This is a genomic window from Chitinophagaceae bacterium (genome assembly GCA_016710165.1).
Lineage (GTDB): Bacteria > Bacteroidota > Bacteroidia > Chitinophagales > Chitinophagaceae > Ferruginibacter.
Genome location: JADJLJ010000001.1, coordinates 1,005,827 through 1,031,139, shown reverse-complemented (window position 1 = coordinate 1,031,139; position 25,313 = coordinate 1,005,827). Strand labels below are relative to the sequence as shown.

At 46.7% G+C, this 25,313-nt stretch carries 22 protein-coding genes, 1 tRNA gene and 1 pseudogene; 10 read left to right on the top strand and 14 right to left on the bottom strand.

Features of this window, described 5'->3' with window-relative positions:
• Positions 1-5: 5 nt before the first annotated feature.
• Positions 6-440 (top strand): type I restriction enzyme HsdR N-terminal domain-containing protein, encoded by a 435-nt coding sequence (locus tag IPJ02_04605; protein ID MBK7374851.1) that lies wholly within the window; start codon positions 6-8, stop codon positions 438-440.
• Positions 441-510: 70 nt separating this feature from the next.
• Here IPJ02_04605 and IPJ02_04600 read toward each other — a convergent pair whose 3' ends face one another.
• Complete coding sequence (locus IPJ02_04600; GenBank protein MBK7374850.1) at positions 511-1,908, bottom strand: APC family permease; 1,398 nt, start codon at positions 1,906-1,908, stop codon at positions 511-513.
• Between the two features lie 199 nt (positions 1,909-2,107).
• Positions 2,108-2,635 carry a DUF255 domain-containing protein gene (locus IPJ02_04595; protein MBK7374849.1) on the bottom strand — a complete coding sequence of 176 codons (528 nt, stop codon included), beginning with the start codon at positions 2,633-2,635 and terminating at the stop codon, positions 2,108-2,110.
• A 40-nt stretch (positions 2,636-2,675) separates the two neighbouring features.
• On the opposite strand from IPJ02_04595, the pseudogene IPJ02_04590 reads away from it, so the two are divergent.
• Positions 2,676-3,235: pseudogene (locus tag IPJ02_04590) on the top strand (UbiX family flavin prenyltransferase).
• Between the two features lie 66 nt (positions 3,236-3,301).
• On the opposite strand, the gene IPJ02_04585 reads toward IPJ02_04590, so the two are convergent.
• On the bottom strand, positions 3,302-3,958 hold the full coding sequence (locus IPJ02_04585) for an outer membrane lipoprotein carrier protein LolA (GenBank protein MBK7374848.1): 657 nt from the start codon (positions 3,956-3,958) through the stop codon (positions 3,302-3,304).
• Positions 3,959-4,196: 238 nt separating this feature from the next.
• Here IPJ02_04585 and IPJ02_04580 point away from each other — a divergent pair, with 238 nt between their 5' ends.
• The 4 genes from IPJ02_04580 to IPJ02_04565 all read left to right on the top strand — a co-directional run bounded on the left by IPJ02_04580 (position 4,197) and on the right by IPJ02_04565 (position 10,288).
• Positions 4,197-5,393 (top strand): DUF4407 domain-containing protein, encoded by a 1,197-nt coding sequence (locus IPJ02_04580; GenBank protein MBK7374847.1) that lies wholly within the window; start codon positions 4,197-4,199, stop codon positions 5,391-5,393.
• A gap of 119 nt (positions 5,394-5,512) precedes the next feature.
• Entirely contained in the window at positions 5,513-8,116 is a 2,604-nt protein-coding gene (mutS, locus tag IPJ02_04575; GenBank protein MBK7374846.1) for a DNA mismatch repair protein MutS, read from the top strand.
• A 208-nt stretch (positions 8,117-8,324) separates the two neighbouring features.
• Entirely contained in the window at positions 8,325-9,995 is a 1,671-nt protein-coding gene (locus IPJ02_04570; GenBank protein ID MBK7374845.1) for a PKD domain-containing protein, read from the top strand.
• Positions 9,992-10,288 (top strand): gliding motility-associated C-terminal domain-containing protein, encoded by a 297-nt coding sequence (locus tag IPJ02_04565; GenBank protein ID MBK7374844.1) that lies wholly within the window; start codon positions 9,992-9,994, stop codon positions 10,286-10,288. Before IPJ02_04570 ends, IPJ02_04565 begins: the two co-directional genes overlap by 4 nt.
• Before the next feature lie 275 nt (positions 10,289-10,563).
• Here the strand turns inward: IPJ02_04565 and IPJ02_04560 are convergent, their stop codons facing one another.
• The 7 genes from IPJ02_04560 to IPJ02_04530 all read right to left on the bottom strand — a co-directional run bounded on the left by IPJ02_04560 (position 10,564) and on the right by IPJ02_04530 (position 17,990).
• A complete protein-coding gene (locus tag IPJ02_04560; GenBank protein ID MBK7374843.1) occupies positions 10,564-11,085 on the bottom strand; it encodes a DUF1905 domain-containing protein in 522 nt (173 codons plus the stop codon).
• 150 nt (positions 11,086-11,235) lie between these two features.
• Entirely contained in the window at positions 11,236-12,099 is an 864-nt protein-coding gene (locus IPJ02_04555; protein ID MBK7374842.1) for a sulfurtransferase, read from the bottom strand.
• A gap of 65 nt (positions 12,100-12,164) precedes the next feature.
• Positions 12,165-13,004, bottom strand: a complete 840-nt coding sequence (locus IPJ02_04550) for an alpha/beta hydrolase (GenBank protein ID MBK7374841.1) — start codon at positions 13,002-13,004, stop codon at positions 12,165-12,167.
• A 290-nt stretch (positions 13,005-13,294) separates the two neighbouring features.
• On the bottom strand, positions 13,295-15,793 hold the full coding sequence (locus IPJ02_04545; GenBank protein MBK7374840.1) for a TonB-dependent receptor: 2,499 nt from the start codon (positions 15,791-15,793) through the stop codon (positions 13,295-13,297).
• Between the two features lie 203 nt (positions 15,794-15,996).
• Positions 15,997-16,944, bottom strand: a complete 948-nt coding sequence (gene plsX / locus IPJ02_04540; GenBank protein MBK7374839.1) for a phosphate acyltransferase PlsX — start codon at positions 16,942-16,944, stop codon at positions 15,997-15,999.
• A 256-nt stretch (positions 16,945-17,200) separates the two neighbouring features.
• Positions 17,201-17,395: a 50S ribosomal protein L32 gene (rpmF, locus tag IPJ02_04535; protein MBK7374838.1), complete on the bottom strand. Its 195-nt coding sequence runs from the start codon at positions 17,393-17,395 to the stop codon at positions 17,201-17,203.
• Between the two features lie 31 nt (positions 17,396-17,426).
• A complete protein-coding gene (locus IPJ02_04530) occupies positions 17,427-17,990 on the bottom strand; it encodes a DUF177 domain-containing protein (protein MBK7374837.1) in 564 nt (187 codons plus the stop codon).
• Between the two features lie 117 nt (positions 17,991-18,107).
• Here IPJ02_04530 and IPJ02_04525 point away from each other — a divergent pair, with 117 nt between their 5' ends.
• Both IPJ02_04525 and IPJ02_04520 read left to right on the top strand, forming a co-directional pair.
• Positions 18,108-19,187, top strand: coding sequence for a DUF3810 domain-containing protein (locus IPJ02_04525; protein ID MBK7374836.1), 1,080 nt, complete (start codon positions 18,108-18,110; stop codon positions 19,185-19,187).
• A gap of 30 nt (positions 19,188-19,217) precedes the next feature.
• Entirely contained in the window at positions 19,218-19,676 is a 459-nt protein-coding gene (locus IPJ02_04520; protein ID MBK7374835.1) for a tryptophan-rich sensory protein, read from the top strand.
• Here IPJ02_04520 and IPJ02_04515 read toward each other — a convergent pair.
• Together IPJ02_04515 and IPJ02_04510 are read right to left on the bottom strand one after the other, a co-directional pair.
• A complete protein-coding gene (locus IPJ02_04515; protein ID MBK7374834.1) occupies positions 19,673-20,764 on the bottom strand; it encodes a serine hydrolase in 1,092 nt (363 codons plus the stop codon). The two genes, IPJ02_04520 and IPJ02_04515, sit on opposite strands and share 4 nt — an antisense overlap.
• A 15-nt stretch (positions 20,765-20,779) precedes the next feature.
• The gene (locus IPJ02_04510) at positions 20,780-21,316 is read right to left on the bottom strand and encodes a dCTP deaminase (protein MBK7374833.1); all 537 of its coding nucleotides are present in this window, start codon (positions 21,314-21,316) and stop codon (positions 20,780-20,782) included.
• Positions 21,317-21,502: 186 nt separating this feature from the next.
• Here IPJ02_04510 and IPJ02_04505 point away from each other — a divergent pair, with 186 nt between their 5' ends.
• Complete coding sequence (locus tag IPJ02_04505) at positions 21,503-22,087, top strand: 4'-phosphopantetheinyl transferase superfamily protein (protein MBK7374832.1); 585 nt, start codon at positions 21,503-21,505, stop codon at positions 22,085-22,087.
• On the opposite strand, the gene IPJ02_04500 is transcribed toward IPJ02_04505, so the two are convergent.
• Positions 22,081-23,241, bottom strand: coding sequence for a DUF2130 domain-containing protein (locus IPJ02_04500; protein ID MBK7374831.1), 1,161 nt, complete (start codon positions 23,239-23,241; stop codon positions 22,081-22,083). The genes IPJ02_04505 and IPJ02_04500 overlap by 7 nt on opposite strands.
• Positions 23,242-23,423: 182 nt before the next feature.
• On the opposite strand from IPJ02_04500, the gene IPJ02_04495 reads away from it, so the two are divergent.
• Positions 23,424-23,507: transfer RNA gene (locus tag IPJ02_04495), tRNA-Leu, on the top strand.
• A gap of 488 nt (positions 23,508-23,995) precedes the next feature.
• On the opposite strand, the gene IPJ02_04490 is transcribed toward IPJ02_04495, so the two are convergent.
• Positions 23,996-25,150 (bottom strand): HAMP domain-containing histidine kinase, encoded by a 1,155-nt coding sequence (locus IPJ02_04490; protein ID MBK7374830.1) that lies wholly within the window; start codon positions 25,148-25,150, stop codon positions 23,996-23,998.
• Positions 25,151-25,313 lie beyond the last annotated feature (163 nt).

Below are 25,313 nucleotides of genomic sequence, written 5' to 3'. Positions count from 1 at the left end.
AACCAATGATCCGGATAGACTACCCCCCATATCAACCCAAAATAAAAGCAGCAGCTGATAAGGAACTCATCTTTGATGAGGCCCGGAAACGCTGGGTGACGCTAACCTCCGAAGAATGGGTACGCCAGAACTTTCTGCAATACCTGTTGCAGGTTAAAAAATACCCGGCTTCGATGATCGCCATTGAAAAGGAGATCAGGCTGGGTGAATTAAAGAAACGTTTTGACATGCTGGTGTACGGCCGGAATTCAAAACCCTGGATGATCGTTGAGTGCAAGGAGATGGGTGTGCCGTTGGATAAAAAAGTATTGGACCAGGTGTTGCGGTACAATATAACGATGCAGGTTCCTTATATGGTGATCACCAACGGAGGTCTTTGTATGGCCCTGGCTGTTTCAAACGGAGAATTAAAAGAGATAAATGACCTTCCGGATCTATAAAACATTTATTTCAAAAAGGACTGTCATGCTGAGGAACAGCCTTTCCCGATTCATCAGGAAAGCATCTCTGTCAATTCTCAAACCCCCTGATTTCTTCGTCTGATATTGCATCTTCCTTTCTCTTGTACGGCCACTGGTTTTGCAGCTTTGCATAAATGAAATACACGACCAGCCCGGAACCAAAAACAATTAAAAAAGAGTTGATCACTTTCAGCCCGGTTGAATAAAAAACAAAAAGCCACATCGCAATGACCAGGATAACCGGAAGGGGATACAGGGGCATTTTATAAGGCAATGCCTTTGTGCCGTTTCTTTTACGCAGGATGATGACTCCCACAGCCTGGCCAATGAACTGTACCATGATGCGCATGGCCAGGATGCCGCTGATCACATCACTCATTTTAAAGAGCAGGCTGAAAACAAAACCGAATGCCGCCATCACCAGTAAGGAAACGTATGGGAAATTCCGGGTGGGGTGTAGTTTGGCAAATACTTTAAAGAAAGAACCATCTGCCGCTGCAGCATACGGTACCCTGGAATAACCCAGCATTACGGCAAATAAGGAAGCAAGCGCCACCCACAGTATCATTACCGTAGCAGTATTGGCCGCGACCTTGCCATAGAGCCTTTCTATGAAAGTGCTCACCACAAAATTGTTTACACCGGCATCCTGCCACTGTTTGATCTCCTGCCAGGGGATGACACTGCTTACACTCATGTTCATGGCAATGTATAAAATGGCAATGCCGATCACCGAGATGAACATGCTGCGTGGAATATTCTTGCCGGGGTCTTTTATTTCGGCGCCCAGGTGGCAGACATTATAATACCCCAGGTAACTGTAAATGGATTTGATGCATGCCTGTCCGAATGCAAACGATGCCAGGTGACCCCAGCTGAAACCTTCATTGATGTCTTTGAGTGTTTGTAAAAAATTTCCATGGGCAATACCTCCCACAATGATCCAGCCGATGGTAAGGATCACACCGGTCCAGAGCAGTACGGCAATTTTCCCGATGCTGTCTATTTTCCGGTAGAGTAAAATGGTAACAACAACGATCACCGAAGCGGAGACCATTTTTTGCTGCCACTCATCCAGTTCAACCAGGTAACCCAGGTATTGTGCGAACCCGATGGCAGCGGAGGCGGCCACCAGCGGTGCCTGTATGATGGTTTGCCAGATGTACAGGAAACTCATCATCCGGCCCATGCCGTTCCTGCCATATGCTTCTTTTAAAAAGTTGTAACTGCCGCCGGCAAGGGGATATGCTGCACCCAGTTCGCTCCAGATCATTGCATCCACTAACGACAGAACGGCGCCGGCGATCCAGGCATATAAGAACATGCCGCCCATCAGTCCCATTACAATGGGCAATGTAACAAAGGGGCCGATGCCCACCATGTCGATCATATTGATCACAGTGGATTGAAATAAGCCTAAGCTTCGCTGTAGTTTTGGTGCTGCCATCCCAAATATTGAATGGGGAAATTACAATATAGAAGCAAACAGCAGAAAAATATATTTTTATGGGAAATGGAAATAATGTAGCAGGTCATTGGGTTATTAAGTCATTAAGTCATTAAGTTATTAAGTCATTAAGTCATTGAAAAGAGTTTAAGGGTAATAGGCTTATTAAATGACCCAATGACTTAATGACAAATATCTTTTACCAGGTTCCGGCAAATCCCTTCATATACTCCGGGAAATTCTTGTTCTTATAAGCGCCTTCTCCAAAATACTTTACCGGTGGTTCCAGTTCTGAAGGTTTAAGATATCCTGAAAGGGGAGCCGGTTGTGCATCCAATGCTGATAATAAGACCGTGGTGGGATAACCCATGCGGCCTCCCAGTAAATAAACGGCCAGGTCATTGGCATTATAGGCGGGGTTGAAACCATATTTCCTGTTCCCGAAAACGACCTGGCTTTTTGACTCCGCATTGAACTTTACGGCGTAAAAATTCCTGTTGAGGTAGTCGGCCACTTTATCGTTGCCGTACGTTTCCTTATCCATCACTTTACACCAGCCACACCAGTCGGTATATACATCAATGATGATGGGCCTGGGTTCTTTTGCATACGCTGCCTGCAACTCGGCTAAACTTAGCCAGTTTATCTTTTCTTTTTTGGGCGCATGGAATGATACCAGCAGCAGGGGAGCGGCCAGGATCACCAAAAAACCCAGAACTTTATTCATAGTTTATTTGTTTGTAGCTTAGGCAAAGTTAAACGGAAAAATGATGAAAAAAATTGTTGTGGCAGTAACCGGTGCAAGCGGTTCGGTATATGCCGGTTTACTACTGAAGAAGCTGCTTTTCTATAAGGACCAGTGGGAAGAATTGTCCGTAGTTATGACCGAAAATGCAAAGGAAGTGTGGCAAATAGAGCTTGGAAATGAGGATTTCAGGGATCTGCCCGTAAAATTCTCCCAGCAACAGGATTTTAATGCCCCCTTTGCTTCGGGCTCAGGGCAATACGATACCATGATCATCATTCCCTGCAGCATGGGCACACTGGGGCGGATCGCTTCGGTATCTCCAATGACCTGATCAGCCGGGCGGCCGATGTGGTTTTAAAAGAAAGAAGAAAACTCATCTGTGTAGTGCGGGATACGCCGTACAACCTCATTCATATCCGCAATATGGAAACGGTTACGTTGGCCGGCGGTATCATCTGCCCGGCTACACCCTCTTTTTACAGTAAACCAACCAGCGTTGAAGAAGTGGCTGCCACGGTTGTTGACCGGGTGCTTGACCTGGCAGGGGTTGATATTAAGACGTACAGGTGGGGTAAATAAAAAAGTTCAGCTTCAGGCTGAACGTTTTAAAATATCTTCCGGGCTTCCGTCTCTCTTTGCCTGAAATCACCGCAGGTCCACAATTTCCATCCCCGGGTAATTCTTCTGGTTAAATACAAAGGTATCATCCGCGATACTTCCTTTTGTATTCATTCCGCTTACGGTATAGGTATACCGGTTGCCGGCTTTTTCAAATATTTTGGTGGACGTGATGGTCTGCGTGGTCTTGTTGATATAAACGATCACTTTGTGAAAGAGCTTCGATTTGTCGATCGGCGTAAGTTCAATTTCCTGTATGCCTTTTGCATCACTGTTCAGTTTGTACAAAAAGTCTTTGTCGTAAAAATTTGTGAAAAGCTTTTGCGGGGTGATGGTATTGTTGGAGGGATCCAGTTTGCTGATGGTGACTTCTTTGGCTGCTTTATCCACGGTCCATACATTGCTGCCGTCGCAATAAATTTCCTGGCCGGTGACATTAATGCGGTACTTGGTACCTTTCATAAAGACCGTACCGGATTTATTGCCCATTAACTTGTTACTGCTGTTCTCGATCTTTAAACTGAATTTAGACTGAACCGACCTGAAGGTCTTGAATTTGGCGCTCACGGCATCCAGTATCTTTTTTGCATCCGGGTCGCTGTTGCCCATGCCTTTCGGGGGTTGAGCGGAAACCGTTAGAACCAGCACCATCATTGCCATGAACACAGGGAGAAATTTCTTCATTTTGCTTTTTTGTTGTAAAAAATCAGTCGCTTTTAAAGCGGCTGCAAAGATATGACAATGGACGGTTTCTGACAACCCATGTTTAACGGCTATTTCTAATAAACTGTTAATGTACCGGCGCAGGCAAAATAACCACTTCCCGGCTTCGTTAATCCACCAAAGAATAGCTATTTTGCAACCCTTCAACTTCAACTCCGCTATTGATCCCTTTATAGCAACCTTCTAATGTTATTTTAATATGGAAAAAAATATTGCTGTTTCCCAAAGGGAACATTATGAACCATCGCAGTTCACGGAGTTTTTGTGGTGGCTGGCTACCGCCGAAAAAGAGATACTGGTGGATTCGGTCGTTGACCGCAACCGGTACCGAATCATCGGCATGACGGTACTGGCAACCTGGGTCTTTGCCACGTTCACCTGGGCATATTTTTTCAGTACGGTTGTGGATTCATTTTTTATTTCCGCCGCACTCGGACTGTTCATGGGTTTTATCATCCTCACCATCGACAGGGCCCTGATAAAAGGGATCACCAAATTCAACAAACGGAAAGTGGCCCCGCTGTTATTCCGGGGGTTGCTGGCTTTGACCATTGGCACATTCATGGCCCAGCCTGCTGTGCTGTATATGTTTGATAAGGAAATAAGATTGCAGACATCCCTGGATAATGAAAAGAAGAAGATGCTTAAGCAGCAGGAACTTGAAACGCTGTTCAAAAGCCAGAAAGAGGATTTAATAAAGCAAAGGGATGCGATCAGGAGTGAACTGTCCTCAAAATATGATGCCGTTTCCAAAGCAAGGGAAAACTTTTTGGCAGAAACAGACGGCAGCGGCGGCACCGGGAAGATCGGCATTAAAGACATTGCCATTGCCAAACGGAATGAATACCAGAAACTGGATGCGGAATACCAGGCATTGTTAAAGGAAGATCAGCCCAGGCTGGACAGTGCCGATGCTGCATTGAAAATGATCGGTGATAAGATAAAAGCGGAAGAAGCCAATTTTACACTTTACCTGAACAATGGTTTTTTGACCCGGGTGGAAGCATTGAGCAATTTACTCAAGAACAACGATGCCCTCCTGTTCCGTTATTACCTGGTCGTTTTTATCCTGGTGCTGATCGAACTGATGCCGGTAATTGCCAAGACCATGTTGCCATCCGGCAGTTATGATGAAAAAGTGATGCTGCGGGAAGAGATGGAAATTGCCATAGCAAACAGCAACATCCGCAAGGAACAGCAACTGAAAGAACTGTACAACCAGCTCGCATTTGAAAGTGACTCCGAAGCCATTACGGCCTTCTTCTCCCTGAGTAAGGACGACCGCTATGAAAAAATGAAAGCCTTCAGCAAAAAATGGAAGGAAGAGAACCACCAGACCTTCGACGGGCTTTGGGAAAAGATGAAGAAGGAGATTCTGAGCAAGCAGGAAAACTGATTTGAAAATCTTGGAATATGCCAATTTGAAGATTGGGTGCTTAAATGCAGGGATTTTCCCCATTTTCAAATCTTCAAATCACCAAATTCCCAAATTTCTTTTCATTATTTTTGCCGCCCATGGCTAAAGCTACGGCAGAAACCCCCTTAATGCAACAACACAATGCCATCAAGGCTAAATACCCGGATGCCATTTTGCTTTTCAGGGTAGGGGATTTTTATGAAACTTTTGGCCAGGATGCAATCACAACCTCTTCTGTACTGGGGATCACTTTGACCAGGCGCAATAACGGCAATCCGGCTGCATCAGAACTGGCGGGATTTCCCCACCATGCTTTAGATACCTATCTGCATAAACTGGTAAAAGCAGGCTACCGTGTCGCCATCTGCGACCAGCTGGAAGACCCAAAACTGGCGAAAGGAATTGTAAAGCGTGGCGTGACCGAACTTGTTACTCCCGGAGTTGCCACCAGCGATAAATTGCTAGAACACAGCAGCAATAATTTTTTAGCGGCCCTGCATTTTGAAGAAGACAGGACCGGGATCGCATTTCTCGATATAAGTACCGGCGAATTCTTTGTTGCGGAGGGCGATAAGGAATATGCCGATAAATTACTGCAAAGTCTTAAGCCTGCAGAAGTGATCTTTCAGCGCAACCAGCAGCGGTATTTTAAGGAAAACTTCGGTACCAAATTCTTTACCTACACCCTGGAGGAATGGATATTTGCCGAAGCCTATGCCACCGAAAGTTTATTGAAGCATTTTGGCACGCACAGCCTGAAGGGGTTCGGCATTGAAGGAATGAGGACGGGCATCGTTGCAGCGGGCGCCATCCTGCATTATTTAAAGGATACAGAGCATCCCAACCTTGGCCATATCACTTCCATCCAGCGCATCGACCGGGAAGAGCATTTATGGATGGACCGTTTCACCATCCGAAACCTGGAATTATTCGGCGGCAGCGAAGGCAGCAATACCCTGCTGAAAGTGCTGGACAATACAGTATCTGCCATGGGGGCAAGGTTGCTGAAACGCTGGATGGTTCTGCCACTGAACAGCATCTCAAAAATAAATGAGCGGCTGAATGCAGTGGAGTTCCTGATAAAAGAAGTTGACCTGCGGAATAAGATCGCCCAGTACATCAAACAGGCAGGCGATGTGGAACGGCTGGTGAGCAAAGTGCCGCTTAAGAAAGTGAACCCAAGAGAAGTTCTCCAGATCGCCAAAGGACTGCAGCAAACAGAACTGATAAGGTCCCTTTGTGAGCATTCGTCAAACGATTATCTGAAAAGACTGGGAGATTCGCTGAACCCCTGTAAATATATCCTGGATAAGATCCTGAAAGAGCTGAATGAAAACCCTCCTGCGGCGGCATCCAGGGGCTCGGTGATCGCTGCCGGCGTGAATGAGGAACTGGATGCATTGCGTAAAATTGCCAGCGGGGGTAAGGATTACCTGATCGAACTGCAACAGAAGGAAGCACTGGCAACAGGCATTTCTTCCCTGAAGATCAGTTTCAACAATGTGTTTGGTTATTACCTGGAAGTAACGCATGCGCACAAAACAAAAGTGCCCGGTACCTGGATACGCAAACAGACGCTTGTCAATGCAGAGCGTTACATCACCCCGGAATTAAAGGAGTACGAGGAAAAGATCGTGGGTGCAGAAGACAAGATGCTGCAGATCGAGATGCAGCTCTTTGAAGAACTGCTGAATGAACTGCAGGATTACATTGCCCCCATGCAGGTGAATGGTCATGTGATGGCGGTGCTGGATTGCCTCTGTTGTTTTGCCAATAACGCAATTTACTTTGGTTATAAAAAGCCTATGCTGGAGGATAACTTCATCCTCGATATCAAAGACAGCCGTCACCCGGTGATCGAAAGGAACCTGCCGGTGGGCGAATCCTATATTGCCAACGATATTTACCTGGATCCCTCCACGCAGCAGATCATCATTTTAACCGGCCCCAACATGAGTGGTAAGAGTGCATTGCTGCGGCAGACCGCATTGATCACGTTGATGGCACATATGGGAAGTTTTGTCCCGGCAAGTGATGCAAGGATCCCCCTGACCGATAAAATATTCACCCGGGTAGGGGCCAGCGATAATTTAAGCGGTGGCGAAAGCACGTTCATGGTGGAAATGAATGAAACAGCAAGCATCATCAACAACCTTACCAAACGGAGCCTGATATTGCTGGATGAGATCGGCAGGGGAACATCCACCTATGATGGCATCAGTATTGCATGGAGTATCGCTGAATTCTTACACAATTCACCCCATCAGCCCAAAACATTATTTGCCACACACTACCACGAACTGAATGAACTGGAGAATAAATTCTCCGGCATCAAAAATTACCACGTAACCAATAAAGAGGTCGGCAATAAGATAATCTTCCTGCGTAAGCTTGCCCCGGGCGGAAGCACCCATAGCTTCGGTATTCATGTGGCCCGTATGGCAGGCATGCCGCCGGCATTGATCGATCGGGCCAATGAGATCTTAAAACAGTTGGAAGAAAGCAGGGAAGGAGGACAGGCGGCTTCCCTTGACAGTAACCTGAAAAAATTATCCACCCCAAAAATGCAGCTCAGTATTTTTGACGCCCACTCCATGACTTTTGATGAAATAAGAAAACTGCTGGAAGAAGTGGACATCAACCGCCTCACCCCGGTGGAAGCCCTGCTTAAGCTCCAGGAAATTAAAGGAAAAGTAAAATAGAAGCATGAACGGCCCTCGTTAATTATGTAATTCCCTGCTTCTCATCATCCAACCTGTTAAAATCGTATTAACACTTGCAGCGTAAAGACAATATAACGTGTCTTTACAATAATTTTACAGCACGTATGGCCAAAAAAATCTTTACTCTTTTAATCATTACTGTTTCTGTTGTTTTAAGTGCAAAAGCACAACCCTGTTCCCTGCCCGAATGACCCCGGATAAAGCCATTCCTGTTTGCGGAACATCCGTATTTCACCAGGACCAGGTGACCAATTGCGATGGACCTAATGTTGCCCAGACTGGTTGTTCCATAGGCATTACTTCGAGCAGTTCCTTCTGGTATAAGTTCACCTGTTATCAAACGGGCACTTTGGGATTTCTGATCAGCGGTATTTCAAGTACAGATGATTATGATTGGGTGCTGTTTGATATCACGGGGCGTAATCCAAATGATGTTTTTTCGAACCCGGCCCTGGCGATCTCTATCAATCTTTATGGGGCAGGCAGCGGACCTGCGCCATTTCCTGAATCACCTACCGGTTGCAGGGCAGGCGCTTCAGGAAATGTTCACTGCGAAGGATCGGCCAATGGAAATACGCCTTTCAATGCTATGCCAACGATCACAACCGGGCGTGATTATCTGCTCATGGTCACAAACTGGACAAGGAGTACAACTGGATACGATCTTACTTTTACAGGAGGCAGCGCAAGTATCACCGATCCGAAGGAACCCCACCTGTTAAGTGCAAAAGCCGCCTGCGATGGAACCACCACCACCATCAAGATGAACAAGCGGATGAAATGCAACAGCCTTACCGGTACCGGCTCCGAATTTACCATCACTCCTCCATTGGCGAATGTGACCGCTGCCACCGGATTTGGATGTACTACCGGCTTTGATATGGATTCACTGACACTAACACTGGATGCGCCGCTGCCTCCCGGAAATTATACCATCACCATACAAAACGGAACCGATGGCAATACCATCCGGGATAACTGCGACCGTAATATTCCCGCAGGGGAAAGTATTCCGTTGATCGTATACCCGTTGCTGCCAACACCAATGGACAGTCTTACCAAACCCGGATGCAGTCCTGATGAGATCCAGCTGGTTTTCCGGAAAAATATAAAATGCAGTACCATTGCGGCCAACGGAAGTGATTTTGTGGTGACCCTGCTTTCGGGTACAACACCGGTTACTGTTACCGGTGCATCGGGTAATTGTTCAGCAGACGGATTGACATCCCTCATTAAAGTACAATTGTCGGCACCCATACAAACAAAAGGTACCTACGAGATACGCCTGGTAACCGGCAGTGACGGGAATACCATCGGCGATGAATGCAACCAGTTCACCCCGGCAGGTTCTGTGCTGAATTTTAATACAAAGGATACAGTGAATGCGGATTTCACCTACAACATACAGATTGGTTGCCAGCGTGACACCATCAATTATTTCCACGATGGAAGAAATGAAGTGAATGTATGGAAATGGAATTTTGATAACCTGCGGCGGAGTACGTTGCAGAATCCCTCCATCATATATGCAACGTTCGGACAGAAACAAACCCAACTGATCGTTTCCAACGGCGTGTGCAGCGATACCAGCGCTGTGGTACCCATATTCCTGGATAATGAACTGAACGCTGCTTTTGAAACAAACGCGGTGCTGTGCCCCAATGAACAGGCGCAATTCAAAGACAACAGCATCGGCAATATCGTTTCCTGGAGCTGGGATTTCGGGAATGGCAATACCAGCAACCTGCAGTCACCGCCGGCGCAATCGTACCTGGCGGCTTCCGCAACGAGAACTGTTTTTCCAAGACTGATTGTTCAGAATAATTATGGCTGTTTTGATACGGCCACACAAAAATAATAATACCCAACAGCTGTTATATAGCTGTACCCAATGCATTCACGCCCAACGGCGACGGGCTGAATGATTTCCTGTACCCGCTTAATGCGTACAAGGCCACAGAACTGAAGTTCAGGGTTTACAACCGTTTTGGCCAGTTGCTGTTTGAAACAAGTGACTGGACAAAAAAATGGGACGGCAATTTCAAGGGGCAAGGCGTTGACCCGGCCACCTATGTGTGGATACTGCAGTATACCCATAGTGAAACGGGTAAACGGGTGGAGCAGAAGGGAACGACGATTTTAATACGATGATGCCGGATACCGGATACAAGATGCCGGATACAAGATGCCGGATACAAGATACCGGATACAAGATACAAGATACCAGATACAAGATACCAGATGTTCTCAGTTGTCTTTTGAAAAGTTTTACATAGTTGAAATCTATCTCGTATCCTGCATCCTGCATCCTGAATCCTGCATCCTGCATCCTGAATCCTGTATCCTGCATCCTGAATCCTGTATCCTGAATCCTGTATCCGGTATCTTGTATCCTGTATCCTGAATCCTGTATCCTGCATCCCGTTTCACTTTCCTGATCTCCTCCGCTCATCCCGTTCCTCCCGCAGCATTGCGCCAAAGTCCATTTTGCGTACCATGGTCTTTATCACCAACGCTATTCTTTTTATTTTGGTGGGTTCTGTTTTTGCCGATCCGATCCATTTGGTGAAATAATTGCGGTGGCTTTGCGGAAGGGAATTAAAATACTTGTATGCTTCGGGTTCATCCTTCAAACATTCGATCAGTTCGCCGGGTGGCAATATGGGCGAATGATCAATTTCGAGTTGTACTTTAACAGTGGCTCCTTTTCTTTTGCCCAGGCCTTTGCGTATGGCGGCATTGATGGGAATGATGAAATCACCTTCACCCATCGGGATCAGTGCTGTCTTTTCAATTTTATACGCATCTAATTTGCCCTTTACACGATATGACCTCTTTACACCGGGGTTTAATTTTTTGGCAACGGTTGCCGGGATAACAATGTATGTCCAGCCGGTCTTTTCTCCCTGCCTGTCGAATTTCAATATGGTGGTACTGAATGAGACCATGGGAACAAGGTAAGAAAATCGTTGAAGTCGTTTAAGTCGTTTAAATCGTTTAAATCGTTTAAGTCGTTGAAGTCGTTTAAATCGTTTAAATCGTTTAAGTCGTTTAAGTCGTTGGGAGGGTTCGGGTGTGGGAACCTCCTGCAGGTCCTTTTATTTTTGATCGTTGGCTATTGTTGCTATCGGCCGGTCATTTCTCGACCACTCACTCCAGGAACCCACGTATAGTTTCGGCATCGGGATGCCGGCATGGTCCAATGCCAGAAGTGTATGACAGGCCGTTACACCAGAACCGCAATGCACTATGATATTTTCCGGTTTCACTCCTGCAAATGCTTCCGCATATTTTCTACGCAGTTCTTCCGGCAGTAAGTAAGAACCATCCGGGTCCAGGTTGCTGCTGAAAGGAATATTGACCGCACCCGGGATATGTCCGGCAATAAGATCGATCGGCTCCTTTGCTCCAATGAACCGTTCATGATCCCGTACATCCACCACCAGGAAATCTTTATTCAGCCGGACTTTATCCACCTCATCGATATCCGCTAACGGAAGCAGCCATTTTTCAAAACGGTATGTACCGGTCTGTGCAGGCAGTTCTGTCTTTGAACTGAGCGGGAACCCGGCTTTCACGGCTGCTTCAAAACCGCCGTCAAGTACCTGTACCTTACTATGCCCGGCTGACCTGAGCATCCACCAAAACCGGGCCGCTGCATTTGATCCGTTTTTCTCATCATAAACCACTACGTGACTTGTTGGGGTTATGCCAAGACTGCTTAATGTTCCGGAAAATTGTTCCGGGGCTGGAAGGGGATGCCTGCCTCCATTTGCTGCATCCGGTTTTATTGCTGCCAGTTGCGTATCCAGGTCAACATACAATGCCCGGTCCAGGTGCTTTTCCTTATACCGTTCTTTTGAAGGGTTGCCCGGGCTTGCATCAATAAGGATGATCTCTTTTGTGCGGTACAATAAGAGCAATTCGCCTGGTTTAATAAGGGGTGGCATTTGCTGGCTCATGATGCGGAAAAATTATTTATTTACACAAAGGTCTGGTTTCATATCAATATGAATTCTATTATTTCTTATCTGCTGCCCCCGGGTACAAAAAGCCGCAGCGCATTGAATACAGCCTGGTGGGAAACCGTGGCATGGTCCTCCTGGGGCAGGTAATCAAAATGAACGGTAAGGTTTTTGGCTTCCGTTCTCAGTTTGTCTGCCAGTATGTTTGCATCCACTTCCATCACATGCGGGATGGTGCCCGGTCCCAATCCTTCTTTGCCCACGCCGATGTACACGCCGGTCCTGGCATCAACCGGTGCCGGTTTTAGTTTCAGCAGGGAACCATTGTCCCACCAGAGGCTCGGACTAATGATGATGTATTGATCGAACAGTGCCGGCTTCTTTAATAAGATCTCCGTTGCCAGCAGGCCGCCGAGTGATTGCCCGATGATGGTTCTGGACCGGGCTGTTCTGTACTTCTTTGCTATATAAGGTTGCAGTTCTTTTTCAAGGAAGGCGATGAACTTTTCCGAGCCACCGGCATTGGGATAATTCTTTTTATTTTCTGCAATGCTGGCGGGATAACTGAAATCCCTTTCCCGGTCAACGTTGGCGATGCCCACGATGATGGATTTTGGCACCCGGTTGATCCAGGAAAAATTGTTGAACTGGTAAAGCCCGGTTATATGGATAAAGTCCTCATCCGCCGAACCATCCAGTAAATAAACCACGGGGTACCTGGCTGTATCGTTCTGGGCATAGCCTTCGGGAAGATAAATATTCAGTACCCGCTTTTCTGCCAGTATGGTTGAGGGCAGTTCGTCCACCAGGCCGAGGATGAATGGTTTACCCTTTTCGTTGGAAGGCTGGGCGTATGAAAGGCCGGCGGATAAGATAAAGACCAAAAGAAAAGACGGTTTCATTGTGTATGAATTTTTTAGCGGAATGATTTTTACGCTCTTAAAGGTGCAGATATTTATTGTGATTACAAAAGTGAATGGTTCATGGGTAGTGTCCTGTTTTGAATGATTGTCATCCTGAGGAACGAAGGATCTCCTGATCAGGATCGTTTGTTTAACCTGAGATGATTCGTTCCTCAGCATGACAGGTCACAAAATATTCAAAATAGGACACTACCAATTCATGGGTTGTTCTTAAAATAAAAAACCATCCGCCAATCACGGATGGTCTTTGAAACAACACCAACTATACTTTAGCTTCCTGCACCCACTCTCTGTTGTTCTTCTTCGGTGGCAGATTTGCGGCGGCTCTGTCCCTGCTGCTTTCCAAAGCGGTAGGTAAAGTTTATGCCGTATTGCCGGTTGTCCCAGCGGTTGCGGATGGATATGTCCACATTGCCGTACCGGGTAAGCCCGCTGTAACGCTGCCAGCCAAAGGGGTCTCGTGCATTTATGCGGAGACTGGCTTTTCCTTTCAGTAAATTATTTTTTGCCAGGCCGATGTTCATCTGGCCCATCGGGTTGTTCAGCGATAGCTGCTGTACATTTTTATAATTGTACCAGCCGCTCAGTTCTGCGATCCATCCTTTGCCCAGGGTAAAGCTGTTGTTTACATTAAAGCTGAACGAGGTAAAGGAAATGTCGAGGTCAACCACATTCGACTGGTTGTTTTCAATGGAAATGTACGTGCCCTGGTAATGGTTGCGGTACACATTGCCATAGAGGTTCACGTTCCACCACTTTGCTACTTTCACCGGGGCACTGATGGCCAGGCCTATGTTGGTGAATCTGGCGATGTTGTCGATGGTAAGGAAACCGACGATCTCGTTATTGCTTCCCTTCCTCCGTTTTATGATCTGCGAGATCACATCATTGGTAGCTGTATAATTCAGGGTGCTGGTGATCTTACCATTGTATGTATGCTTCAGTTCATAGTTCCAGGAGAACTGCGGCGTGAGGTATGGGTTACCCTGGCGGAAACTCAGTGAATCGAGGAAGAAAGTGAACGGGTTCAGGTCCTGGTAATTGGGGCGCTGCAACCTCCTGCTGGCAGAAACGGTCAGCATGTTCTTTGCATTCACGGTATAGCTAACAAATGCAGAGGGGAATAAGCTTACATAGTTGCGCTTAACGGTTGAATTATCTGATACCTGTACACCCTTTGTATTGGTGTTCTCCAGGCGCAGACCGGTCTGCACATTCCATTTTTTATTGAACTCCCTGCTTGCATTGATATATGCTGCATTCACATTCTCGTCGTAAATGAAATGGTTGTTCCGTGAATCGGGTACCCAGTTGCTGCCCGACTTGCGGACATAATCAACCAGGTTATCCGATTTCACATAGCTTGATTTGATACCTGCTTCCAGCCTTAAACCGTTCCTAAATGGTTTTGTGAAATCAGATTTGATGGAATAGATGTTGATACCGGACGGCAGGTGACCACGCAGGTACATTGAATCGGATGTCTGGTTAAAATTTCCGTCGAAGAAGCCTGTGCTCAGCAACTGGTCAGACACATTCTTGTAGTGGGCATAATCCAGGTCAAGCGTGATCTCCGTTCCGGTAGTGTCGAATGTATGTTTGTAATTAAGGTTGGTGCTGAAATTCTTCCAGCTCAGTTCGTTGATCGTTTTTGAGTTCAACCGGGAGAATATGGTTCCGTCCAGCGTGGAGAACGTGGTATTGGTGGTTGGGGTAGGGCGGCCGGCAAATAAAAACCCGTTCAGCACGATGCCGAATGAATTCTTCTTGTTGGGGGTATAATCCATGCCCAGTTTCAGGGTGTAATTATTATTCCGGAAGCGGAACGAGGTATTCACCTTATTGATGCTGTCGAGTTGCTTCTCATTCTCGTAATAGCGGCTGGTGATGTCAAGCGCCCCTCTTCCTTCCCGGTAATTGTAAACAAGATTTGTAAAGAAGTTTACTTTATTCTTTTTGTAATTATAGTTCACCGAAACGGTGGGCTTCCACAGTATCTCTTCTTTTCCGTCCTTGCGGAACAGCCCGCTGGTGTTGCCCAGGGTAATGCTTCCGTTGGAGCCTTTGGTCTTGCTTTTCTTTGTTTTGATGTTGATGAGCCCTGAATTTCCCGATGCATCATATTTTGCAGATGGGTTGCTCATGATCTCGATCTGGTCCAATGCCGATGCCGGCATGTTGCGTAATACATTGGCAAGGTCGGCGCCGGAGAGATAGGTTTGTTTCCCATCCATCATGATGATGACACCCTGTTTTCCCTTCAGGCTGATGTTGCCGTCGTTGTCCACGCTAACGCCGGGAGATTTTTCCAGCACTTCCAGGGCAGTGGCGCCTGCATTGGTGGGAGATGCTTCAACGTTCACCACGGTGCGGTCGAGTTTCTGTTCAATAAAAGGTTTTTGTGCAACCACGGTCACGCCTTCCATTGCTTTTGCCTGGCTGCTCAGTTCGATGGATGCCAGTTCCACATCGGGTTTGGCCGCGGTGATCTCCACCACCTCACTCATCTTTTTTGAAAAGCCCGATGCCGATGTGCTGACGATGTACTTTCCTTCGGCGATCCTTTCAAAGGAAAAATTACCGGCCTTATCGGTGATGGCTGCCTTCACCAGTGCCTTGCTATCGGCCTTTAATAACTGGATGGTGGCAGACTCCACCGGTTTTTTATCCGGGTTGATGATGGTGCCCAGTATCTTGCCGGGCTTGTTCTGTGCGGTGAGCATTGCCGATAACAGCAATGCCGTTACCAGGAGAAAAATTGTTTTCATGACTAGTAGTTTTGCTATACTTTAATAAAATGGCTATGTGAAAATGTACTAATTGCTTCGTACAGAAAACTTAAAAGGGATAAAGGGTAATAATTATGTATAACAGGATTGATGTAAAATTTTGACAGAAGCCAGGCGGTTGCTGAGCCGGACAGGCGGTGGGATACGTAAAAAAAGAGTAGAGGATTGTATGTAATACCTGCTTATGCCTGCTCCAGGAAACTTGCCTTCATCTTTCCCATCAGGTCGATCTCCAGCATGCGGGATGCAATGCGTATCATATTCTTGAATGCCATGGCGTGGGAGATGCCGTGGCCGATGATGACGGGTTTGGCCACGCCCAGTACAGGAACGCCGCCGTATTGTTCAAAATTAAAACGGTCGAAATGTTCATCGTGGATGTTGCGGCGCTTTACAATATCGTAAATACTTTCGGCAAGTTTCAATACCACGTTGCCGGTGAAACCCTCACAAACAAGCACATCGGCCTTGTTCAATAAAATATCCCGGCCTTCTATGTTGCCAACAAAATTTATCTGTTTGTTCTCTTTCAATAAAGGATAGGTTGCCTGTGCCAGGATATTTCCTTTGCCCTCTTCTTCGCCCAGGTTCACCAATCCTACCCTGGGTTCGTCAAAATTGAGGATGTGTTTGGCAAATAAAGAACCGAGTATGGCAAACTGGTTCAGGTTCTCGGGTTTGCAGTCGGCGTTCAGGCCCACATCAACCAACAGGCCCAGGCTGCCGTTCTCGCGGGGCATGTAAGCACCAATGGTGGGCCGCAGTACCCCTTCAATGGCTTTGATGCTGAAGAGGGAGCCCACCATCATGGCCCCGGTATTGCCGGCACTGATGAACGCATCTGTTTTTCCGCCTGCCAGCAGGTGAAAACCGATGGCGATGGAAGATCGCTGTTTTTCCTTTAAAGCCCGGGTGGGATGTTCATTCATTCCGATCACCTGTGCGGCATGAACGATGCTGTATTTACCGGCGGGTATGGGATGATCTTTAAGATGTTCTTTTATCTTTTCCTCATCGCCGATCAGCGTAAGATGAATATTGTCAGCAGCAGACGCTAAGAACTCAGCGGCGCCTTTTACCGCTTCCAGCGGGGCAAAGTCGCCACCCATCATGTCCAGACCAATATTCATTTCAATCAGCTTTAAGTTAAGAATGCGGGATCACAATAACAGGTAGTTTCTTACTTCGAAAGAAAAAGTGCAGCCACTAAGGCACTAAGTCACGAAGGAATAAAAAACGAAGTTTTTTATTTTGTGCCTTCGGGGCTTTGTGGCTAAAACAATTTTTTTAAGCAAAGGTTGCCGTGATATCCTATAAATACAAAATTCTAATTCTGAAACCCGGTTTAACGAATTTCGGAATTAGAATTGATACTTTGAAAAAATATTATGCTTTAAGCGGAGCTTTTTCAGCCACTAATTTTCCTTTGTAGTATAATTTTCCTTCGCTTACATGGGCACGGTGGCGTACATGTGTTTCACCGGTTGTTTTGTCAACACTCAACGTTGGTTCGGTAGCCTTGTAATGCGTCCTTCTTTTTGCACTGCGTTGCTGTGAGTGGCGCCTTTTTGGATTTGGCATATCGCTTGATTTTTATTTTTTAAAATTGATTTTACTTTTTGGTCCTTTCCTTCTTTGCTTTTTTGAACTGCTCCAGTCCTTTCCAAAGCTGGTTGGCATTGTCCTCCTGCTGTTTTACTTCCATGGCTTTCAGTTTTTCCAGCACTTCCCTGTTGCATTGCGGCCCGCCCATCTCTTCTTCACTGCACATTTTCTGTAAAGGAAAACTCAGCAGCACGAATTCATATATCCAGTTACCCACGTCAATATGACTTTCGTTCCGGGAGATATAGAACACATCCGGGTCTTCTTCCTGTTCATTCATCTCGTCGGGGTTCTCCACCAGCTTCACCAGCATGTTGAACTCGTCCCAGATGTCCATCTTCAGGGGATTGCCGCAACGGTCGCAGGTAACATCCGCTTTGCCGCCGATCTCAAATTTAAGCAGCATGAAACTGCTTTTTTTGTCGAGCTGCAACTTGATATTTGCCTGGCAATGGTTGAAGTCCGGGTTTCCCCTTTCAGCAAAGAACTTGTCGTCCACCTCGTAACTGAACTCATGGATACCCGGTTTCAACCCTACAAATGCTATCTCAAATGCCCGTTTACCCGCCATTACGTATGGTTTAAAGGACGGCAAAGGTAGGGGAATTCTGTCAATTTTAAGGTTCAAAATTTGGATTTTATACCCCCGGGAGCCATTGGCTTAGCTTTTATTACTTTTAGGGAAGATATGAAGTTCAAAAAATCCCTGTTGCTTACCCTTTTGCTGCTTGCTTTGGCGGTCTCGATCCATCTTTTTTCCCTTGACCCTGCACGGGTGGAAAGCCGGTATTCAAACGGTATTTACCCGCAGATAAGCCGGGTTTTAAGGTACCTGCTGGGTTGGATCCCGTTCAGCTTCGGGGATATCCTGTATGGGGCAGCCATCTTATGGCTTATCATACGGTTGGGTAAGGGCATACGGGCTGTTCTTAAAAGAAGGGTCTCGGTTCAAAGCTTCCTGGCAGGAACGGGCTATGCGTTTAACGTGCTATTGGTCATCTACATCAGTTTTAACTTTCTTTGGGGCATCAATTATAACCGGGCAGGCATAGCAAGCCAGCTGGGGCTGAAGATGGAAAAATATTCTACAGATGACCTGAAGAAGATCAATGCCCTGCTGCTGGAAAAAGTGAACGGGTCGAAGCAAATGATGCTGGATGGCAGGATCAACTATCCCTCAAAAAAAGAATTATTCTCCCGGGTCACCCATGCGTATAAACAGGCACAAACAATTTACCCGTTCATGCAGTACGATCCTGTTTCGCTGAAACCTTCTTTGTGGAGCTGGCTGGGGAACTACATGGGTTTTACGGGTTACTATAATCCCTTTACCGGCGAAGCGCAGGTGAATACCCTGGTGCCGGAATTCCTGCAACCGTTCACCACCAGCCATGAAGTGGCGCACCAGCTGGGTTATGCCAAAGAGATGGAGGCAAATTTTGTGGGTTACCTGGCTGCGGCTTCTTCCAACGATAAACTGCTGCATTATTCTGTTTACCTCGACCTGTTCATGTACAGCAACCGGAATCTTTTTGAAACAGATTCCCTGGCTTCCAAACAATTCCGCAAACAACTGGCGCCCGAAGTGCAGGAAGACCTGAAAGCGTGGAAGAAATTCTATCTCCGCCACCGGAATCCCATTGAGCCGGTGTGGCGGTGGATCTATGGTGTTTATTTAAAACGTAACCAGCAACCGCAGGGCGTATTGAGTTATGATGAAGTGACAGGGTTTTTGATCGCGTATTACAAAAAGACCGGTAAGATCTGAACATTTCCTTATACAGAACGTTGAACAGGGATGAAGTTAATAATATCCATACTGGTTCCGCTTTTAGTAGGGGCTTCCGCCGGTTTCTTTACTTCTTCGGGAGTTAACGGCTGGTATGTAACAGCCAGCAAGCCCTGGTTCAATCCGCCGAACTGGATATTTGCCCCGGTATGGACGGTACTTTATATCCTGATGGGGATCGCTTTATTTTTAGTGTGGAAAGCGGAAACGGATAAAAACATCAAACAAACTGCGATCATTTTATTTGCCGTACAACTGACATTGAATTTTTTCTGGTCATTTATTTTCTTCAAACTGCAATTGCCCGGCTGGGCCTTTGCCGAGATCATCCTGATGTGGATCATGATCTTCATCACTATTCTTTGGTTTGGGAAGATCTCATCTGCAGCAGCCTGGTTGCTGGTGCCATATATAAGTTGGGTGAGTTTTGCTTCTATATTGAATTATGCGATCTGGAAGCTTAATTAGAATTTGACACGCTCCCTGAAAGCCGCATCAAACATCACCTGTGCTTCAAACGGATCCAGCCAGCCTTCCAGTTTCTGTTCTTCTTCGGGGTTAAGGTCATTGAAGAAAATGGCCAGTTCCATCCGGGTTCCGTTCTTCATGGTGAAATAAATTACGTGTGTAAGCACAAAGCCGGTGCTGCCGCCTTTCACGCCATAGTGTTTGAATACCGACTGAAAGGCTTTGTTCTCCATCGGAAACTCCAGTACTTCGGCGATGGTAAAAAAGGATCCTTCGTCCAGTACTTCCCGTTTATTCAGCGCCTGTGCCACCTGCACATACTCTTTTGCAGTGGAAGCCGGCAGGCGGTCGCTCCACATTTTCTGCAGCTTCATCGAAAATTCTCCGAGCCTGAACCTTGCTTTATAACTGCTGTCTTCTTTCATGTTCAGGTGATAATCGTACGCTTCCATGCTGTACTTCTTATCCGAGTACCCGCTGATCGTTTTGAGGAGTTTGTCTTCGGTTGTTTTTTTGGGAAGCTGGTAAAGGAATATCGATCCCACAAGGGGAAAAATGGCCGTGTGTTGTTTCAGGTTGAACAGGCTGATATTCTCTTTTACATTATCAAAACCCAGCAGGTCCATCAGGTATTCGGTATTGGCATTGCTGCTGAAGATGATCATGCCACGGGCTACGTCAACCAGTTTAACGCTGTCGCCTTTTAGCAGTTTATTTTTTTTGGCATAATCGAGCCAGGCCGGGTGGGCTCCTCCGTCGGTATTGGGGATATAGTATTTATCCAGTTCGCTCAAAGTCACATAATTGTTCTCATTGATCATATCATGTCCCGACTGCCGGGCAAATTCAATGGCCACCATGATCTTTACGGTGCTGGCCAGCGGCATCAGTTTGTTCTCATTCAGTGAGGCAATGGCTGTATCATTCCGGGTAATATACACGGAGGCCCTGTTCTTATTGGCATTGATAAAATTCAGGAAAGAATCTGCCAGGGCAGGTTTCAATTGAGCAAATGAAGTACTGCCTATAAGCAAACTGAGCAGGAATAGCATACTCCCTCTTGCGGACCGGAAAAATTGCAGGTGCATATTGAGTAGTTTAGATCAAAAGCTGTTCTTCCACATCATACTTTCCACCGGCTTGTTATGCTGGCCGCTGTACTTGGCATTTTTCTTCTGGTTGTATTTTACTTCGATCTCTCCTTCCACCGGGAAGTAGATCAACTGGCCGATGGGCATGCCGGCATACACTTTTACCGGTTGTTTAACGGAAATTTCCAGTGTCCAGTTGCCACAAAAGCCCACATCACCCTTTCCGGCTGTGGCATGGATGTCGATGCCCAGCCTGCCCGTACTGGATTTGCCCTCCAGGAAGGGAACATGGGCATGCGTTTCGGTGTATTCTTCTGTTACGCCCAGGTAAAATTCATGCGGGTATAAAACGATCCCTTCTTCGGGTATTTCAAAGTGCTCGATCGTATTGTGTTTTTTGGCATCCAGTTCCTTGTTTGTATAGCGGGCCAGGTGTTTGCCCAAATGTACGTCGTAACTGTTGCTGCCCAGGCATTCCCGGTCGTAGGGTTCGATCTTGATGGTTCCTTTTCCTATTTCTTCTAAAATGCGCTTGTCGCTTAAGATCATTGGTGGTTCGTTGATTGGTTGGTCTGTTAATCTGTTAATTGGTTGATCTGTTAATCCGTTAATTAGTTGATCCGTTAACCGGTTAATTTGTTAATTTGTAAAACTAAATTTTCAATTTTTAATTCTTAATTTTTAATTGCCTAAATGCCGCTGGTTTATCAACAAAATATTAACGAATCCACAAAAATGGCGGTATGGCATATTGCGGAAGCGGAAGATTTTTTTTTAGCACAGGTGCCCCTGCAGAAAAATATCAGTCACCGGCATAAGCGCCTGCAGCACCTGGCCGGCCGTTTGTTGCTGAAAGAGATGTTTCCCGCCTTCCCGGTAGCGCTGATCCAGGTTGCCGACACCAAAAAGCCCTACCTCGAAGATGAGCCGTTTCATTTTTCCATTTCGCATTGCGGGGATTATGCAGCGGCGATCGTAAGCACGGCGTACAGGGTGGGGGTGGACATTGAAATGGTGAATGATAAGATCGGGATCCTCCAGAAAAAATTTTTGAGTGAGGCTGAAATGAAAATGCTCAATACCCAATGCCTGATGACCAATACCCAATGCCTCACCCTTTGCTGGAGCGTAAAGGAATCTGTGTTTAAATGGTGGGGGAAGCGGTCGGTGGATTTTAAGAGGGGCATGGTATTGCAGTCGGTCCGGGGAGATCATACAGAAGGAAAACTGCATTGCCTTTTCAAGAATGAAACGGAACTGGTTGTTCACTACCTCTCGTTCAATAATAATTTCCTTACCTGGGTGCTAACGGCTCATTGATCATCCATTGCTTCCTCATCCGTTGATCCTTCCAGCAACGGGATATCACCTACCGAAGCGCCGGCGATCCCTTTTACCGAACCATACATGCCGCTGGTGCTGAGCAGCACTTTTTCCAGTTGCTTTTCCCGTTCCTTCCATATCTTTTCCATCTGTACCCGCTCCCGGGTAATGCTTTGCTTCATGGCCATGAAACCTTCCACGATGGCTTCCATCTGTCCGCGGAATTCGTTGCCGGTGAGAAAGTTGTAAAGCATCTGCATCTTGTCGCCCTTGCCTTCCTGTGCCTTCTGCGCATCATAGATCTTGATGATGCCGCTGCGCAGTGCATGCGCCAGGCTGCTCACTTCGGTAAAGCCACAGATCCAGATCCCGTCCTTTTCGCCAAAGCGGTCCATGTCTTTGGGAAAGGCCTGCGTTACCAGGATGGCCACATCGGCGCCGGTATTCCGTTTATCTGCTTTTAGTTTATCAACCCAGTTGTTGCTCCATGTTTTGGTACGCTTGCTTTCATAAATGATCTTGCCGCAGGCCAGGCCGCTGTTGTTGCGGATGGTCTGGATGCAGTCGGCGCCTTCCACGCCCTTGCCCACTTCTGCCACAAGATCAAAGGGGAAATTCTCTTTCAGGATATCTTCCAGCAGGGTCTCCTGGCTTTCGCCCTGCAACTGCATGCTGCCCTGTTCGCTTTTTCTTTTCAACTCCTCAATTAATTTCTGCTGCTGCGCCATCTGCAGTTTGTATTCACGGGTCTTCAGGTCAAACAGTTCCTGCTCCCGTTTGATGGTGCTGTCTTCGATCTCTTTCCGTTTTTCCAGGAAGCGTTTCTCCAGTTCCATCTCAAAGTTCTTCTGCTTCTCTTCCAGGGCCGATCGTTCCCGCAGCAGTTCCAGCTCCTTCTTCTGCATTTCCTGCAGCTGCTGTGTTTTTAGTTTGGCTTCCTCTTCCAGCACGTTCAGTTTGGCCGACAGTTCGTCGCCTGCTTTTTTCCGGGCAGCCGTTTCAATGGCCGTTCTCTGTTTTTCAAATTCCTCTTCTTTTTTCTTCTGCCAGTCCAGCATTTTGCTGCGCAGTTCTTTCTCCACTTCATTTTTCAGGCTTTCATTCAGCTCAAACTGGTGCCCGCAGTTCGGGCATTTGATCTCGGTTCCCATCATCTAATTTTTTACAAGATAATTAAAAAGTTCCCCTGAACCACATAGAAACATAGGCCACATAGGTTGTTCTTTGTGGCTTCTGCGTTCCCTATGTATCTACGTGGTTCAAATTAATATCCCTCACAGCTAAGCTTTTGTTTTTTTATGCCCCGCCAATCTTTTACATTTGCAAACTCAGGGCCCGGGTGGCGAAATTGGTAGACGCACCACCTTGAGGTGGTGGCGCTGGAAACGGCGTGCTGGTTCGAATCCAGTCTCGGGCACAAGCGAAGTTACAGACTTCGCTTTTTTATTATTAAAAACCAGGCTTCAAAATATGATTGGCGAAATTGGTAGATGCTTCACATTGGTGGTGGTCCCGCCTGTGGCGGGATGCTGGTTGGAATCCAGTCTCGGGCACTAAGCGAAGTTACAGACTTCGCTTTTTTATTAATAAAAACCAGGCTTCAAAATATGATTGGCGAAATTAGTAGACGCACCACATTGGTGATGGTCCCGCCTGTGGCGGGATGCTGGTTCGAATCCAGTCTCGGGCACAAGCGAAGTTACAGACTTCGCTTTTTTATTATTAAAAACCAGGCTTCAAAATATGATTGGCGAAGTTGGTAGACACCCCACATTGGTGGTGGTCCCGCCTGTGGCGGGATGCTGGTTGGAATCCAGTCTCGGGCACTAAGCGAAGTTACAGACTTCGCTTTTTTATTTGGCTTCTATGTTCCCTATGTCCTATGTGGTTCAGAAAACCTTGCAGCTATTTCTTCAACACGATCCGGAACGTGGTTCCCTTTCCCGGCTCGGAATGCTTTACAAACAGTTCGCCCTTATGGTATTGTTCAATGATGCGTTTGCAGAGGGTGAGGCCAAGTCCCCAGCCACGTTTTTTGGTGGTGAAACCCGGCTTGAAGACCCGGGCAATATTCTTTTTGCTGATCCCCTTACCCGAGTCGGTCACATCCACAATAACCTGCGTGGTCTCATTTTTTATGCCGATGGCCAGGCTGCCTTTTCCTTCCATGGCATCCAGCGCATTCTTTAATAAATTTTCGATCACCCAGTCAAATAAGGGGCCATTGATCAGGGCTTTTATCTCGTTTTCGCCATAACTGTCGATGCTGAAACTCACTTTATCCGGCGACCTCCTTTTAATATATGCCACCATATTCTCCACCTGGGTAACAATGTTGTTCTCTTCCAGCTGGGGGGTGCTGCCGATCTTTCCAAAGCGGTCGCTTACCAGTTTAAGACGGTCCACATCCTTGGTCATTTCCGGAACGATCTTTTCCATGCCCGGCATCTCTTTCAGCATCTCCACCCAGCCCTGCAGGGAAGTAAGCGGTGTGCCAAGCTGGTGGGCCGTTTCTTTGGCCATGCCCGCCCATACCTGGTTCTGGGTCGATTTGTTGCGGGTAGAAACAGCGATCAGCGTAATGATGATGAACAGCGCCACAATGATCAGCTGTATGATGGGGTAGTACCGCACTTCCTTCAGCAGTTCAGAATCGCCGTAGTAATATTTGTTTATGATGAGGGGATCCTTGTTTATTTCAACGGAGATGGCCTCATTTTCTTTTTTGAATTCGGCTACTTTCCTTCTCAGGTAATTGCTGTCTTTTTTGATCTGCACCGTATCCAGGTTCAGACCGGCGCCCGAGGGGTTATCGTATTCATCTGTTTCAATGATGGGGATATCCCTGTTCTCGGAGGTTATGATATTGGTAAGCGCTAAAGCGGAGCCATCCGTTGTGGCAGCCCTTGTTTTTAAGGACTGGACCCATACATTCACTTTTTTTCTTTCATCGATGGCGATCTTTTTTGCCAGGTATTGCGAATAAAAGATGGTGCCGCTGACAATGGCTATCGCAACCAGGGCCAGCGCTGTACGCCAGTTGAATAATTGGGTAAACATGCAGTAAAAATAAGCATTAAGTTAGGAGTTATAAGTTATAAGTTATAAGTATGTTTGTGCTGTCCGGGTTTCAGTACAATTTGAACCACATAGAAACATAGTACACATAGTTAATACTATATGGCTTCTATGTTTCCTATGTGCCTATCCCGCCGGTGGCGGG